General features: G+C 70.5%; 15 protein-coding genes, 1 pseudogene and 1 riboswitch. Of the genes and pseudogenes, 9 read left to right on the top strand and 7 right to left on the bottom strand.

Features of this window, described 5'->3' with window-relative positions; all coding sequences use genetic code 11:
* Position 1 precedes the first annotated feature (1 nt).
* Positions 2-949 carry an ABC transporter substrate-binding protein gene (locus tag ACZ5DS_RS30900; protein WP_468245034.1) on the top strand — a complete coding sequence of 316 codons (948 nt, stop codon included), beginning with the start codon at positions 2-4 and terminating at the stop codon, positions 947-949.
* A gap of 6 nt (positions 950-955) precedes the next feature.
* Here ACZ5DS_RS30900 and ACZ5DS_RS30895 read toward each other — a convergent pair whose 3' ends face one another.
* Together ACZ5DS_RS30895 and ACZ5DS_RS30890 are read right to left on the bottom strand one after the other, a co-directional pair.
* Positions 956-1678, bottom strand: a complete 723-nt coding sequence (locus ACZ5DS_RS30895) for an isocitrate lyase/PEP mutase family protein (protein ID WP_468245033.1) — start codon at positions 1676-1678, stop codon at positions 956-958.
* On the bottom strand, positions 1675-2175 hold the full coding sequence (locus tag ACZ5DS_RS30890; protein WP_468245031.1) for a carboxymuconolactone decarboxylase family protein: 501 nt from the start codon (positions 2173-2175) through the stop codon (positions 1675-1677). The genes ACZ5DS_RS30895 and ACZ5DS_RS30890 overlap by 4 nt, the downstream gene beginning before the upstream one ends.
* Positions 2176-2221: 46 nt before the next feature.
* Here ACZ5DS_RS30890 and pdxR point away from each other — a divergent pair, with 46 nt between their 5' ends.
* Complete coding sequence (gene pdxR / locus ACZ5DS_RS30885) at positions 2222-3616, top strand: MocR-like pyridoxine biosynthesis transcription factor PdxR (RefSeq protein ID WP_468245028.1); 1395 nt, start codon at positions 2222-2224, stop codon at positions 3614-3616.
* 101 nt (positions 3617-3717) lie between these two features.
* Here pdxR and ACZ5DS_RS30880 read toward each other — a convergent pair whose 3' ends face one another.
* The gene (locus ACZ5DS_RS30880; RefSeq protein ID WP_468245027.1) at positions 3718-4275 is read right to left on the bottom strand and encodes a DUF3291 domain-containing protein; all 558 of its coding nucleotides are present in this window, start codon (positions 4273-4275) and stop codon (positions 3718-3720) included.
* 295 nt (positions 4276-4570) lie between these two features.
* On the opposite strand from ACZ5DS_RS30880, the gene ACZ5DS_RS30875 reads away from it, so the two are divergent.
* Positions 4571-4894 (top strand): hypothetical protein, encoded by a 324-nt coding sequence (locus ACZ5DS_RS30875; RefSeq protein ID WP_468245024.1) that lies wholly within the window; start codon positions 4571-4573, stop codon positions 4892-4894.
* A gap of 53 nt (positions 4895-4947) precedes the next feature.
* On the opposite strand, the gene ACZ5DS_RS30870 is transcribed toward ACZ5DS_RS30875, so the two are convergent.
* A complete protein-coding gene (locus ACZ5DS_RS30870) occupies positions 4948-5595 on the bottom strand; it encodes a hypothetical protein (protein WP_468245023.1) in 648 nt (215 codons plus the stop codon).
* A gap of 173 nt (positions 5596-5768) precedes the next feature.
* Positions 5769-6041 carry a GntR family transcriptional regulator gene (locus ACZ5DS_RS30865; protein WP_468245019.1) on the bottom strand — a complete coding sequence of 91 codons (273 nt, stop codon included), beginning with the start codon at positions 6039-6041 and terminating at the stop codon, positions 5769-5771.
* A 198-nt stretch (positions 6042-6239) separates the two neighbouring features.
* Between ACZ5DS_RS30865 and ACZ5DS_RS30860 the strand changes: the two genes are divergently transcribed.
* On the top strand, positions 6240-6467 hold the full coding sequence (locus ACZ5DS_RS30860) for a hypothetical protein (protein WP_468245017.1): 228 nt from the start codon (positions 6240-6242) through the stop codon (positions 6465-6467).
* Positions 6468-6507: 40 nt separating this feature from the next.
* On the opposite strand, the gene ACZ5DS_RS30855 is transcribed toward ACZ5DS_RS30860, so the two are convergent.
* Positions 6508-7335, bottom strand: coding sequence for a DMT family transporter (locus ACZ5DS_RS30855; protein ID WP_468245290.1), 828 nt, complete (start codon positions 7333-7335; stop codon positions 6508-6510).
* Between the two features lie 127 nt (positions 7336-7462).
* On the opposite strand from ACZ5DS_RS30855, the gene ACZ5DS_RS30850 reads away from it, so the two are divergent.
* The 4 genes and pseudogenes from ACZ5DS_RS30850 to ACZ5DS_RS30835 all read left to right on the top strand — a co-directional run.
* Positions 7463-7810 carry a GntR family transcriptional regulator gene (locus tag ACZ5DS_RS30850; protein WP_468245014.1) on the top strand — a complete coding sequence of 116 codons (348 nt, stop codon included), beginning with the start codon at positions 7463-7465 and terminating at the stop codon, positions 7808-7810.
* Positions 7807-8808, top strand: coding sequence for a DUF1648 domain-containing protein (locus ACZ5DS_RS30845; protein ID WP_468245012.1), 1002 nt, complete (start codon positions 7807-7809; stop codon positions 8806-8808). Before ACZ5DS_RS30850 ends, ACZ5DS_RS30845 begins: the two co-directional genes overlap by 4 nt.
* Before the next feature lie 230 nt (positions 8809-9038).
* Positions 9039-9401: a hypothetical protein gene (locus ACZ5DS_RS30840; protein WP_468245010.1), complete on the top strand. Its 363-nt coding sequence runs from the start codon at positions 9039-9041 to the stop codon at positions 9399-9401.
* 17 nt (positions 9402-9418) lie between these two features.
* A pseudogene (locus ACZ5DS_RS30835) lies at positions 9419-10600 on the top strand (glutathionylspermidine synthase family protein); the annotation flags it as partial.
* A 10-nt stretch (positions 10601-10610) separates the two neighbouring features.
* Here the strand turns inward: ACZ5DS_RS30835 and rocD are convergent.
* Complete coding sequence (gene rocD, locus ACZ5DS_RS30830) at positions 10611-11816, bottom strand: ornithine--oxo-acid transaminase (protein ID WP_468245008.1); 1206 nt, start codon at positions 11814-11816, stop codon at positions 10611-10613.
* A gap of 102 nt (positions 11817-11918) precedes the next feature.
* A riboswitch (ZMP/ZTP riboswitch) is annotated at positions 11919-12008 on the top strand.
* A gap of 32 nt (positions 12009-12040) precedes the next feature.
* Here rocD and ACZ5DS_RS30825 point away from each other — a divergent pair.
* A complete protein-coding gene (locus tag ACZ5DS_RS30825; RefSeq protein WP_468245007.1) occupies positions 12041-13489 on the top strand; it encodes a glycine hydroxymethyltransferase in 1449 nt (482 codons plus the stop codon).
* The last annotated feature ends 129 nt before the right edge of the window (positions 13490-13618 follow it).

Genomic DNA, 13618 nt, shown 5'->3' with positions numbered 1-13618 from the left:
CATGCGCATTCGTACGATTGCAGTGGTGGGCTCGCTGGTGCTGCTCACCGGCTGCGGCGCCGCCGACATGACCAAGCAGGCCTCGCCGTTCGCCAACGCGCAGGGCTCGAAGACCGTCACCCTGTCCGTGCAGTCCTGGGTGGGTGCCCAGTCCAACGTGTCCGTCGCCCAGTACCTGCTGGAGCACAAGCTCGGCTACCGCGTCGACACCGTCCAGGTGGACGAGGTGCCCGCCTGGGACGCGCTCAGCCAGGGCCGGGTCGACGCGATCCTGGAGGACTGGGGCCACCCCGACCAGGAGAAGCGGTACGTCACCGACAAGAAGACGATCGCCGGCGCCGGCGACCTCGGCGTGACCGGCCACATCGGCTGGTTCGTCCCGACGTACCTCGCCAAGCAGCACCCGGACATCACCGACTGGAAGAACCTGAACAGGTACGCCCCGCTCTTCCGCACCGCGGAGAGCGGCGGCAAGGGCCAGCTGATGGACGGATCTCCGTCCTACGTCACCAACGACAAGGCCCTGGTGCAGAACCTGAAGCTGGACTACCAGGTCGTCTTCGCCGGTTCCGAGGCGGCCCAGATCACCCAGATGAAGCAGTTCGCCAAGGAGAAGAAGCCCTTCCTGACCTACTGGTACTCACCCCAGTGGCTGTTCAAGAAGGTCCCCATGACGGAGGTGAAGCTGCCGCCGTACAAGGAGGGCTGCGACGCGGACGCGGCGAAGGTCGCCTGCGCCTACCCGCAGACCCCGCTGCAGAAGTACCTCAACGCCGACTTCGCGCAGTCCGGCGGCAAGGCGGCGGCCTTCCTGAAGAAGTTCAAGTGGACGACCGAGGACCAGAACGAGGTCTCCCTGATGATCGCCGACCGGAAGCTCTCACCGCAGGAGGCGGCGAAGAAGTGGGTGGACAGCCACCCCTCCGTGTGGAAGCAGTGGCTGTCCTGAACGGCCCTACCGGGTAAGGCTGTCGGCGATCTCCCGCAGCGCGGCCGCGGCCCGCCGCTGGAGTCCCGGCCCGAACGTGATGCGGGTGGCCCCGAGTTCGCCGAGTGCGGCGGGCGAGGGGCCCTCGCCGTCCAGCCGGGCCAGCATGTTGATCGGCCCCTGGATCCCGGACCGCAACAGCGGCAGGAGGTCCGCCGGTGCGAGGATCGGATACACGCAGTCCGCGCCCGCGGCCACGTACAACGCGGCCCGCTCGATGGCCCGTTCGGGATCCCGGTCGCCGTGGACGAAGGTGTCGACACGGGCGTTGACGAACAGCCGGTCGGCGGCGGCCGAGCGCACCTCGGCGAGGAACTCGGCGTGCGCGTGCGGGTCCTTGAGGACACCCCCCTCCGAGTCCTCGAGGTTGCACCCCACGGCACCGGCCTCCAGCAGCCGCTCCACCAACTCCTTCGGCGCGAGCCCGTACCCGCCCTCGACATCCGCCGACACCGGCACGTCCACCGCCCGCACGATCCGGGCCACCGCGGCGAACATCTCGTCGGCCGGGGTCGCCCCGTCCGCGTACCCGAGCGAGGCGGCGACGCCCGCACTCGGCGTGGCCAGGGCCGGGAACCCGGCCTCGGCACACACCCGGGCGCTGGCCGCGTCCCAGGGGCCGGGCAGGACGAGCGGGTCGCCCGGGGTGCGCTTGAGGTGCAGCGCGCGGAACACCTCCGCCTTGCTCACCCGTGCTGCCCCGGCTGGTAGTGGCCCGGGGTCATCCGGGTGGTCACGCCGAACCGGTTCCACGCGTTGATCACCGTGATCGCGGCGATCAGCTGCGCCAGCTCGGCCTCCTCGAAGTGACGGGCGGCGCGGTCGTACACCTCGTCCGGCACGAAGCCGTCGGTCAGCACGGTGACGGCTTCGGTCAGCGCGATCGCCGCCAGCTCCTTCTCCGTGTAGAAGTGCCGCGACTCCTCCCACGCGCTGAGCTGCACGATCCGCTCGACGCTCTCGCCGGCCGCGAGGGCGTCCCTGGTGTGCATGTCGAGGCAGAACGCGCAGTGGTTGAGCTGCGAGGCGCGGATCTTCACCAGCTCGTACAGCGTGGGGTCCAGACCCTGCTTGGCGGCCGCGTCCAGGCGGATCATCGCCTTGTAGACCTCGGGCGCGTGCTTGGCCCACTGCATCCGCGGGGCGTGCTCGGTGGCGTACTCGACGGTTTCCTGTGTAGTGCTCATGCTTCGACCCTAGGAGCGAGGAAGCCCAGGAGTATGGTCCATTTCCATGGCGAATCCTTGGGCCACTCTCGGCGTCGACCTGCACCTGGAACCGGCGGGATCCAGCGGCCTGCGCCGCGGCCTGACCGACGCACTCCGGGACGCGGTCCGCACCGGCCGCCTCGCCCCCGGCACCCGCCTCCCCTCCTCCCGCAGCCTCGCCGCCGACCTCGGCATCGCCCGCAACACCGTCGCCGAGGCCTACGCCGACCTGGTCGCCGAAGGCTGGCTCACCGCCCGCCAGGGCTCCGGGACGCGGGTAGGGGAGCGGGCCGTGGTCCCGTCGGCGGGCCCGGGTACGGCACCCCGGCGCCGCGAAACCGACCGCCCCGCCCACAGCCTCATCCCCGGCACCCCCGACCTCGCCGCCTTCCCACGCACCGAGTGGCTCAAGGCCGCCCGCCGCGCGCTGGCCACCGCCCCCTTCGACGCCCTCGGCTACGGCGATCCGCGCGGCCGCCCCGAACTGCGCACCGCCCTCGCCGGCTATCTCGCCCGTGCCCGCGGCGTCCGCACCCACCCCGACACGATCGTGATCACCGCCGGCTTCTCGCACGCCCTGCGCATCCTCGGGACCGTGCTGCGCACCCGCGGGGTACGAACCGTCGCGGTGGAGTCGTACGGACTCGACGTCCACTGGGACCTGCTGCGGAACGCGGGCCTCGCGACCCCCGCGCTGCCGTACGACGCACTCGGCACGGACACGGGCGTGGCGGGCGACGCGGGCGCGGTGCTCCTCACCCCCGCCCACCAGTTCCCGATGGGCACGCCCCTGCACCCCGACCGGCGCACCGCCGTCGTGGAGTGGGCGCGGCGCACCGGCGGGCTGGTCCTGGAGGACGACTACGACGGCGAGTTCCGCTACGACCGTCAGCCCGTCGGCGCCCTCCAGGGCCGCGATCCCGACCGGGTCGTCTACCTCGGCACCGCCAGCAAGTCCCTCGCCCCCGGCCTGCGCCTCGGCTGGATGGTGCTGCCGCCGTCCCTGGTGGAGGAGGCGATCGCCGCCAAGGGCCACATCGACACCTGCGGGGTGCTGGACCAGCTGACGCTGGCCGAGTTCCTGGTGTCCGGCGCGTACGACCGTCACGTCCGCTCGTCCCGGCTGCGCTACCGGCGCCGCCGTGACGCCCTCGCCGCGGCCGTCGCCGACCGCGCACCCGACGTCCAGGTCACCGGCATCGCGGCCGGCCTGCACGCGGTACTGCGGCTGCCACCCGGCACCGAACAGTCGGTGATCCAGGCCGCCACCTGGCAGGGCCTGGCCCTGCACGGCCTCGCCTTCCACCGCCATGAGCAGGCGGTCGCCGAGCCCCTGGACGCACTGGTGGTGGGGTACGGGACGCCGCCGGACAGCGCGTGGGCGGGAGCGTTGGAGGCGTTGTGCAGGGTGTTGCCGTAGGAGGAGTCCGGCATCTCCTTCACTGCCTTGGTGGTCGGCTCCGTAGATCCTTCGGGGGTTGACTGTGGAGAGTGTGCTGTGTGTGGTGCGGGGTTTCCTTGTCAGCGAACCTGGTCGCTCTTCGGCCCGATGCCTTTGATCCTGGTCGGAGTTCCGTCCGGGGCGAAGGAGTGGTGGAAGGTGAAGGCGTGCGGCGCGGAGCCGTGGTCGTGGAGGTGCTCCAGCCTGGAGACCCCGTCCTGCCAGATGGGTATCACGCCGTCGGAGACCCACCACAACACGTAACTCGGGTGTCCTGTCCTCTCGAACCAGTCGTAACGCCTGTTCAGCGCCTCACGGTGCAGACCGGTGTAGATGGCGTCGAAGGCGGGGCGCAGGTCGGTCCAGAGCGAGAGGGTCGCGTCCAGTGCGGCGGTTTCCACAGTGCGGCCCTTGCCGTACCAGGTCGGTACGGCGAACTCTCCCCATGCACCCCAGTCCAAGTCGAAGTGCGTGCCCCGGCTGCGGTCTGCCGCTTCAGCACGAGCGAGGTACCCGGGGTGCTGGCCGATCTTCCGGTAGATGGCCTCGCCGCGGTCGTGGAGTTCGCGCGTGAGAGGTGTGGGATCGGCGAGAGGTGACTTCAGGACGCCGAATGTGTACAGAGCAAGATGGGGCATGCGTCTCTCCCTGGTTGGGGGTGCCTGGTGTGGACCCGCGGGTGGCTCAGCCTCAAGGAACTCCTGTGCGACCGTGGGTGATCGCCGAAGACCAGGTGAAGGTAGCTGCCTCTGCGGGCCATGTCGAAGTTGCGTTTTCCCTGTCAAAGTGGCTTCCTGCACAGGTCCTTGCGGGGGTTGGGGCGGTGACGGGCGGGGCGGGCTGCGGGGTACCAGTGATCCACTTCGGCCGGTCGGTTCGCCCGCCATGCCCGTCCGCACTCCCTGTCCGACAGCCCCGAGTGCCGCCGAACGCGTGCGGTTGAAGAAGACGGCCGACGGCCACCGCCCCGCCTCGTTCACACCGCTGCAGGCCGCCGAGGTCAAGGCGCCGGCCTGCCGGCTGCCCGCCGAGAGTGAAGTACCGCTCTCACGCTGGTCGTGCCCGGAACTGGCCCGCGAGGCCGCCCGCCGGGGCATCGCCCCGTGCAATGCCAAAAACGTCGCAGGTCGGTGGCTACTCGGCGGCAGGCACCCGCATCTGCCGGGCGACGAACTCCACCACCTGTTCCGGGAAGTCCACTCGGCCCCGAGGGAACTGGCCGTCGGGGTCTCGCAGGTCAGCGAGTTTCGTCGGTAGCCCTTAGAGGCAGCTTGCTTCTCGCGTGCCGTCCACAGGCAAGAGGTCAGGCCTCAGTTGCTCTTCTTCTGTCCGCACATGAGGGCTTCGGCCTCGACCTCAGGCCTGGACAGCTCTTCCTTGATCCCGCACTTGACCAGTGAGGTGTACGGGGCCGGCTGCCAGGTGGTCAGCGTGCCCCGCACGCCTTCGTTCCCGCTGCCGCATCCGTAGACGAAGGGTGCTTCGACGGTGTCGACGGCAACCATGGCGACGATCACGCCCGACGACCTTCCGGACTCCGTCTCGAGGGTCCTGTCCCCGGGGGCCAGGGTGAAGGTGGTGCCGGCTTTCGCAAGGTCGAGTCCGGTCTCCTTCTCCAGAGAGGTGACCGCTGCCTGCGCGTCCATGGCATCGTTCGTCCGGGCCGGTGTGACGGCCGACTTCAGGGTGCGGATCGGGACAAGGGTGTACGTGGTCTTGGCGGTCTGCCCCGCTGGGATGCTCTCGTGGTGGGCGTCGGACACGGCAACCAGCGTGTCCTTCCGGGTTACCTTGCCCCAGTGGAACTTCCCGTTCTGGCAGGCCCAGTTCTTCGAAAGCGGGCGGCCGGTGGATGTCTTGCCGGCGGACGGTACCGCCTGCGGTGCCGCTTGGGCGGTGCAGGACGACGCGGCCAGGACTGCTGCGGCCACCATCACGTAGCGAAGTGACTTGTTCATCCGCATCCCTTTTTCATGGCCGTCTTGGCCAGGCCGTCCTGAGGCGTCTTGTCGCAGCGGCAGCCGTCCTCGTAGTTGACGGCGGAGAAGGCTGTGCCCCTGTGCCGTGTAGACCTTGTAGTGGCTGGTCCAGCTGCGGCAGTGGTAGCCGTATTCGACTCCCTGTGGGGCCTCTAGGCAGAGGGCTGGGGGTTTGCGGGGGAGGGCGGCAGGGGGTCGACCACGAACGACCCACGTGCACGTACCGTCACCACCAATCCCCTGTCCCGAAGAATGTCCAGAGCGCGGCGGACGGTACCCGGACCGACCTTGTACTCGTGCGTCATCGTCAGTTCTCCCGGCAGTCGGGTGCCGGGCGGGTAGTCGCCGGAACGGATCTTCCGCTCGATGATCGCGGCCAACTGTTCGTACACGTACTGCGGCGAGTCGGGGCTGATCTTGTCCACGTTTTGACCGTAGAGCGCCACTCTCCACTGCGCATTACCTAGTACTACTACCAACCACTACCTACCACTGCCGTTAGGAAAGAAACGCGAGCGTGACGAACGAGAGCGGCGTTACTACGTCCCGTGGGAGGCCGCCGTATGAGCGCATGGCACCCCCGCAGCCTTGGCGTCGACCCAGTCACCGGCAAGGAGGCGTTCGTGATTGCGCGCCCCGGCGGTCTCCTCCAGACGCTGGCCGACGCGCATGCCCTGGAGACCGCCGCCGTCCTGGTGGCAGTCGTCGGCGCCGTACTGGAGGCGGGTGAGGCATCGCACGCCGAACTCGCCGCTCTTGTAGTGCCGTTGCACGCGGCCCTCGACGAATGCGTCGGCATGATGGCGGTGGACGTGGCGGACCGGAGCGGCGGACGGGGAGTGATGGAGTAGAGGCATCCCGCCGTTGGGCATGCAGTGGTGCCGTGGGTGCTCAGCCTTCCTCGGCCACCACCGGCGCCTCCCCGAACCGAGCCAGCGCCAGCGCCCCGGCCACCGCCACCGCGAACCCCAGCACCCCCAGCCAGGTCAGCCCCTCCCTGGTCCGGTCGCCGAGCCAGATCACGCCGACCGCCGCCGGGCCGATCGTCTCGCCGATCACCAGGCCGGCCGTCGCCGTCGTCACCGAGCCGCGCTGCAGGGCGGAGGTCAGCAGGATGAAGGCGGCGCCTCCGCCGAGCAGGAGGGCGTAGGCCGCCGGGTTGGTGAGCAGATCGGCCGGGTGCAGCGAGTCGATCAGGCGGACCGACACCTCCACCACTCCGAACCCGAAACCCGCCCCAAGGCCCAGCACCAGCGCCCGCAGGCGCCCGGACAGCCGCCCGCCCAGCAGGGCGAGCACCAGCATGCAGAGCGCCGTCGCGAGCATCGCCCACCTCAGGGTGTCCGAACCCGCCTGCTCCCCCTCCGGCCCGGCTGCCAGCCCCAGCATCGCGAGCCCGGCGCACACCACGCCCACCGCGCCCCACTCCGTGCCGGTCAGTCGCACCCCCAGCAGCCGCGCCGCGACCACCGCCGTCACCGCCAGACTCGCCGCCAGCGCCGCACTGACCGCGTAGATCGGAATCGAGCGCAGCGCCGCGATCTGGAACAGGAAGCCCAGTCCGTCCAGCGCGAGCCCGGCCAGATACCGCCACTGCCTGAGCGCCCGCAGCAGCAACGCGGCCTCGCCGCCCCCGCCCGTACCGGCCTCCCGTGCGGCGACCGCCTGCAACACCGTCGCCGTACCGAAGCAGACCGCCGCGGCCAGGGCACACACCATTCCAAAGAGCACGGAGTGACTTTAGGCGAAGGGGGAATCGTGGCGGCCTCCGCACCCGCTCTCACACAGTCCGTCCGTAGGTCCACCCTCCCCACCTGAAGCGCATGGTGCTATCTTCAGTAGCACCATGTTGCTGCGTTTGGACAAGAGAAGCACCCGCCCCCTGCACGAACAGGTGGCCGGGGCCATCCGGCGCGCCATCGCCGAGGGTGAGTGCCGGCCGGGAGACCGCCTGCCGTCGGCACGCGACCTGTCCCAGGCGCTGGACGTCAACGTCAACACCGTCCTGCGGGGGCTGCGCAGCCTCCGGGACGACGGACTGCTGGAGTTCCGCAGAGGCCGGGGCGTGACCGTGGCAGAAGGTGCCGACGAGCGCTCCGGGCTTCTGAACCAGGTGCACGCGCTGGTGACCGAGGCGGCACGACGGGGCTACAGCAGGACCGATCTCATCGAGATGATCAGGGGGATACCGTGAACGACGGCACCAGGGCCAGGCGCGGAGCGCGCTGGAGCGCCGGGTTGTGGACAGTGGGTACGGCCGGGCTGATCGCCGCCCTGCCCTGGGCCGCCCGCGGACGGCTGCCGGACCGCTTGGCCACGCACTGGGGATCCGGGCAGGACACCCCGGACGGGTCCATGCCCCTCTGGGTGGCATCCCTCTTTCCCGCCCTGATCTGGCTGGCCCTGACCGCGATCGTGTTCGTGGCCCAGCGGCGGGCCGGAGACCCCGCGCGCAGGACGTCGCGGGCGTGGACCGCCGCCGCCGTGCTGTCGGGGGGCATCCTTCTCGGCGGCGCACAAGCATCCGTCGTCCGCGCGAACCTGGACCACACGGACTGGCACCAGGCCCGCCAGCCAACGGCGTGGATCGTCGTGACGCTCACCGCGGCGGCCGTCGCCGCCGGAGTCGTCGGATGGCTGGTGAACTCGCGCGTAGCGGCCTCCGCTGCGCCCGACGCGCAGGACCCTTCCCGCCCGGTTCTGGAGATCCCGCGCGGGCAGCGCCTGGTGTGGCTCTCCCGCATCACCAACCCCTGGCTCCAGCTGGTGGCGGCGGTGGCGGGCCTGGTGGCGGTGGCGGCCCTCGTCGCTCTGGTCAGCGGCCTCGCCGCGGCCGGCCCGCTGTGGGCCCTGGTCGCCCCGTTCGCGCTCACGTCCCTGGCCGTGGCCGGCTGTGCCACCGTTCAGGCACGCGCATCGGAGCGCGGCCTGGAAGTGGCGTTCGGACCGCTCGGCTGGCCCGCCCGGCGCTGGCCGGCCCAGGAGATCGAGTCGGCCCGCGCCGAGAACCGCACCCCCGCACAGGTCGGAGGCTGGGGTTACCGGCTCAGTGGTCTCGGCACCACGGTCATGCTGCGGAGCGGAGAATGCCTCGTCATCCGCACCCGGAGAAATGGGGCGGAATTCGCGGTCAGCATCGACGACGCGGAGCGCGGCGCGGCTCTGCTGAACACGCTCAGCCGCTCTGCTTGACGCGCTCGACATGACTCGAGGCGAAGGAATCATGCAGTCCATGTGAGCTGCAGCAAGCGTGCTGACCGTATGTTCAAAGCGCAGCACACACCATCCCAAAGAGCGCGAAGTGACTTCAGGGGGAGGGCGAACCCGCAACCCGCCGTGGCCCCCGCTCTCACCGTTCTCTAGGCTGACCGCCGGAAACAAGCCAGCCAACGGGCAAGCCAGCCATCGGGGGAGACACCATCATGGCCACCGCACGCCGACGACTTCGCTCGGGCACCGTCATCCTCGGCGGCATGGGCCTGTTGGCCACCGCCCTGACCGCCTGCTCGTCCGACCCGGACAAGCGCTGCGTCGACCGGAACAGCTACCAGCTCACCAAGGGCTACAAGGTCGTCTCCGACAAGAACTGCAAGACGACCAAGGCCTCCGTGAACGGCGCCTGGTACTACGGCGGCAAGAAGAAGGGCTCCTGGGTCAAGGGCGGCTCCTTCACCAAGCCGAGCAGGGGCTCCGGCTCCGGCTCCGGTTCGCACGGTTCCTCGGGCGACAGCCACAGTGTCCACCGCGGCGGCTTCGGCGGCGGCCACGGCAGCTCCGGCGGCTGAGCGGAAGCAGCAGTCCCATGGAACGCCGTACGACCACCCCCCGCCCCGGCTGGCAGCAGACCGTCGAGGAGCAGGGGCTCGTCTATCCCCTCACCCGCCACCCCGACGGCGAACTGCGCCCCTACTGGGACGAGAGCGCCTACTACGTCTTCACCCTGGAGGAGGTCGAGGCGCTGGAGGAGACCGTCGAGGAACTGCACCGCATGTGCCTCGCGGCCGCCGAGCACATCGTGGCGAAGGACCGTCTCGCCGACCTCGGTATCACAGAGCCGCGCATCGCCGAGGCCGTCACCGAGGCCTGGCGGCGGCGCGCCGAACTCCCCTCCGTCTACGGCCGGTTCGATCTGCGGTACGACGGCACGGGCCCGGCCAAGCTGCTGGAGTACAACGCGGACACCCCGACCTCCCTGGTCGAGGCCGCCTCACCCCAGTGGTTCTGGATGGAGGAGCGCTTCCCCGGCGCCGACCAGTGGAACTCCCTGCACGAACGCCTGGTCGACGCCTGGCGGAAACAGGCCGGACTGCTCCCGCCGGGCAGCCCCCTGCACTTCGCGCACTCCTCCGCCGACGAACTCGGCGAGGACCTGATGACGGTCGCCTATCTGAAGGAGACCGCCGAACAGGCCGGCCTCGCCACCGACTGGATCTCCATGGAGGAGATCGGCTGGGACACCCTCTCCGGCCGCTTCGTGGACAACAGGCTCCGCTTCATCCGCAGCATCTTCAAGCTCTACCCGTGGGAGTGGCTCACCACCGACGCCTTCGCCGGGCACGTCCTCGACACCCTGGACAACGGCGGTGGCACCGGCAGCACCCTGTGGATCGAACCCGCCTGGAAGATGCTCCTGAGCAACAAGGCCCTCCTCGCCATCCTCTGGGAGCTGTACCCCGGCCACCCGAACCTGCTGCCCGCCTACCTGGACGGCCCCCGCGAGCTGGCGCGCTCGGCCGGCTACGTCGCCAAGCCCCTGCTGGGCCGCGAGGGCGCGGGCGTGACCGTCCACGAGCCCGGCGCACCCGCGGTCGTACGGGACGAGCCCTGCTGTTACCAGGCGCTCGCCCCGCTGCCCGCCTTCGACGGCAACCACGTCGTCCTCGGCGCCTGGGTCGTCCTGGACGAGCCGGCCGGCCTCGGCATCCGCGAGTCCTCGGGCCTGATCACCGACGAGTACGCCCGCTTCCTGCCCCACGTGATCCTCCAGGACACTCCTAGACCTCCAGCACCGCCCGCAGCTGGGCGAGACCCCAGTCCAGGTCCTCCTTGCTGATCACCAACGGGGGTGCGATCCGGATCGTCACGCCGTGGGTGTCCTTCACCAGGACACCCCGGTCCATCAGCCGCTCGGACACCTGCCGACCCGTACCGACCCTCGGCGCGATGTCGACCCCGGCCCACAGCCCGCGCCCGCGCACCGCCGTCACCGTGCCGGTGCCGAGCAGGGCGCCCAGCTCCCGGTGCAGATGCTCGCCTAGCTCTGCGGACCGCGCCTGGTACTCGCCCGTGCGCAGCATCGCGATCACCTCCAGCGCCACCGCACAGGCCAGCGGATTCCCGCCGAACGTCGACCCGTGCTCACCCGGACTGAACACCCCGAGCACCTCGGTGCTCGACACCACCGCCGACACCGGCAGGATCCCGCCGCCCAGCGCCTTCCCCAGCACATACACATCCGGTGCGACCCCCTCGTGCTCGCACGCGAACGTCCGGCCGGTCCGGCCCAGCCCCGACTGGATCTCATCGGCGATGAACAGCACGTCCCGTTCCCGGGTCAGCTCCCGCACCGCCGGCAGATAACCGGCCGGCGGGACGATCACCCCCGACTCGCCCTGGATCGGTTCGAGCAGGACCGCGACCGTGTTCTCGGTGAGCGCCTCCCGCATCGCGGTCAGGTCGCCGTACGGCACGATCTGGAAGCCCGGTGTGTACGGCCCGAAATCCGCCCGCGCCTCGGGGTCGGTGGAGAAGCTGATGACCGTCGTCGTACGGCCGTGGAAGTTGCCGCTCGCGACCACGATCTTCGCCATCTCGGCGGGTACCCCCTTGATCCGGTACCCCCACTTCCGGGCCGTCTTCACCGCGGTCTCCACCGCCTCGACGCCGGTGTTCATCGGCAGCACCATCTGCATGCCGCACAGCGCGGCCAGCTCGGTGCAGAACGCGGCGAACCGGTCGTGGTGGAACGCCCGCGACGTGAGCGTCACCCGCTCCAGCTGCGCCTTGGCCGCCTCCACCAGCCGCCGGTGGCCGTGGCCGAAGTTCAGCGCCGAGTACCCGGCCAGCAGGTCGAGGTAGCGCCGCCCCTCGACATCCGTCATCCAGGCTCCGTCCGCGGTGGCCATGACCACCGGCAGCGGGTGGTAGTTGTGCGCACTGTGGGCGTCGGCGGCGGCGATGAGCGTCTCCGTAGCGTTCACGGGAACTCCAGAGGGCCAGAGAGTCGGGATGCACCCCCCTTCTTATCCTCGCTCGCATGGTGGACGCGGGACCTGCGCGATCCGACGCGCCCGGTAGGCTGATCGACGGGCCGTGACTGGCGCGCTGGGATGGGACGGACCATCGGGGAGCGGCCCAGTGGGAAAACAGTGCCGTGCGCCTGGGCCGAACGTGAACGCTGTACGCACGCCGTCCGGAGGTCCCCATGCCAGAGCAGCCCCTGTCGACCGAGTCCACCGCCTTCCGTGCCGCCCTCGACGTCATCCGCGCCGTGGAGCCCCGGGTCGCCGACGCCATCGGCCAGGAGGTGCACGACCAGCGCGAGATGCTCAAGCTGATCGCCTCCGAGAACTACGCTTCCCCGGCCACCCTGCTGGCGATGGGCAACTGGTTCAGCGACAAGTACGCCGAGGGCACCATCGGCCGCCGCTTCTACGCCGGCTGCCGCAACGTCGACACGGTGGAGTCCCTGGCCGCCGAGCACGCCAAGGCGCTCTTCGGTGCCCGGCACGCCTACGTCCAGCCGCACTCCGGCATCGACGCCAACCTCGTCGCCTTCTGGGCCGTACTCGCCGACCGCGTCGAGGCTCCCTTCCTGGAGAAGACCGGCGCCCGCCAGGTCAACGACCTCTCCGAGGCCGACTGGGCCGAGCTGCGCCAGGCCTTCGGCAACCAGCGCATGCTCGGCATGTCCCTGGACGCCGGCGGCCACCTCACCCACGGTTTCCGCCCGAACATCTCCGGCAAGATGTTCGACCAGCGCTCCTACGGCACCGACCCGGCCACCGGCCTGATCGACTACGAGGCCCTGCGCGCCCAGGCCCGCGACTTCAAGCCCCTGATCATCGTCGCCGGCTACTCGGCCTACCCGCGTCTGGTGAACTTCCGGATCATGCGGGAGATCGCCGACGAGGTCGGGGCGACCCTGATGGTCGACATGGCCCACTTCGCGGGCCTCGTCGCCGGCAAGGTCCTGACCGGCGACTTCGACCCGGTCCCGCACGCCCAGATCGTCACCACCACGACCCACAAGTCCCTGCGCGGCCCGCGCGGCGGCATGGTCCTGTGCGACGACTCCCTCAAGGACCAGGTCGACCGCGGCTGCCCGATGGTGCTCGGCGGCCCGCTCCCGCACGTCATGGCCGCGAAGGCCGTCGCCCTCGCCGAGGCCCGCCGGCCCGCCTTCCAGGACTACGCCCAGCGCATCGTGGACAACTCGCGCGCGCTGGCGGAGGGCCTGATGCGCCGGGGCGCGACCCTCGTCACCGGCGGCACGGACAACCACCTCAACCTGATCGACGTGGCCACCTCCTACGGCCTCACCGGCCGCCAGGCCGAGGCGGCCCTCCTGGAGTCCGGCATCGTCACCAACCGCAACGCCATCCCGGCCGACCCGAACGGCGCCTGGTACACCTCCGGCATCCGCATCGGCACCCCCGCCCTCACGACCCGCGGCCTGGGCATCGCGGAGATGGACGAGGTGGCGGGCCTGATCGACCGCGTCCTCGGCACCACGCAGCCGGGCAGGACGAAGTCCGGCGCCCCCTCCAAGGCGGCCCACGTCCTGGAGGAGAAGGTGGCACAGGAAATCGCCCAGCAGGCGACGGACCTGGTGGCGGCGTTCCCCCTCTACCCGGAAATCGACCTGGGCTGATCGCTCCCTGAGGGGCAGCATGCCCAGGGGCGGGGGGGGGGGGGGGGGGGGGGGGGGGGGGGGGGGGGGGGGGGGGGGGGGCGGGGGGTGGGGGGGGGGGTTGGCTCCAGCACACAGCAATAACCCGCA

This window comes from Streptomyces sp. NPDC031100, assembly GCF_055570785.1.
Note: the sequence above shows the minus strand (reverse complement) of the source record. Positions and strands in the feature narration are given on the sequence as shown.

Coding starts and splice junctions, on each gene's coding strand:
- ACZ5DS_RS30825 (WP_468245007.1), top strand. CDS start 12,041: ATGCCAGAGCAGCCCCTGTCGACCGAGTCCACCGCCTTCCGTGCCGCC.
- pdxR (WP_468245028.1), top strand. CDS start 2,222: ATGGCGAATCCTTGGGCCACTCTCGGCGTCGACCTGCACCTGGAACCG.
- ACZ5DS_RS30850 (WP_468245014.1), top strand. CDS start 7,463: ATGTTGCTGCGTTTGGACAAGAGAAGCACCCGCCCCCTGCACGAACAG.
- ACZ5DS_RS30840 (WP_468245010.1), top strand. CDS start 9,039: ATGGCCACCGCACGCCGACGACTTCGCTCGGGCACCGTCATCCTCGGC.
- ACZ5DS_RS30900 (WP_468245034.1), top strand. CDS start 2: ATGCGCATTCGTACGATTGCAGTGGTGGGCTCGCTGGTGCTGCTCACC.
- ACZ5DS_RS30880 (WP_468245027.1), bottom strand. CDS start 4,275: ATGCCCCATCTTGCTCTGTACACATTCGGCGTCCTGAAGTCACCTCTC.
- ACZ5DS_RS30890 (WP_468245031.1), bottom strand. CDS start 2,175: ATGAGCACTACACAGGAAACCGTCGAGTACGCCACCGAGCACGCCCCG.
- ACZ5DS_RS30855 (WP_468245290.1), bottom strand. CDS start 7,335: ATGGTGTGTGCCCTGGCCGCGGCGGTCTGCTTCGGTACGGCGACGGTG.
- ACZ5DS_RS30870 (WP_468245023.1), bottom strand. CDS start 5,595: ATGAACAAGTCACTTCGCTACGTGATGGTGGCCGCAGCAGTCCTGGCC.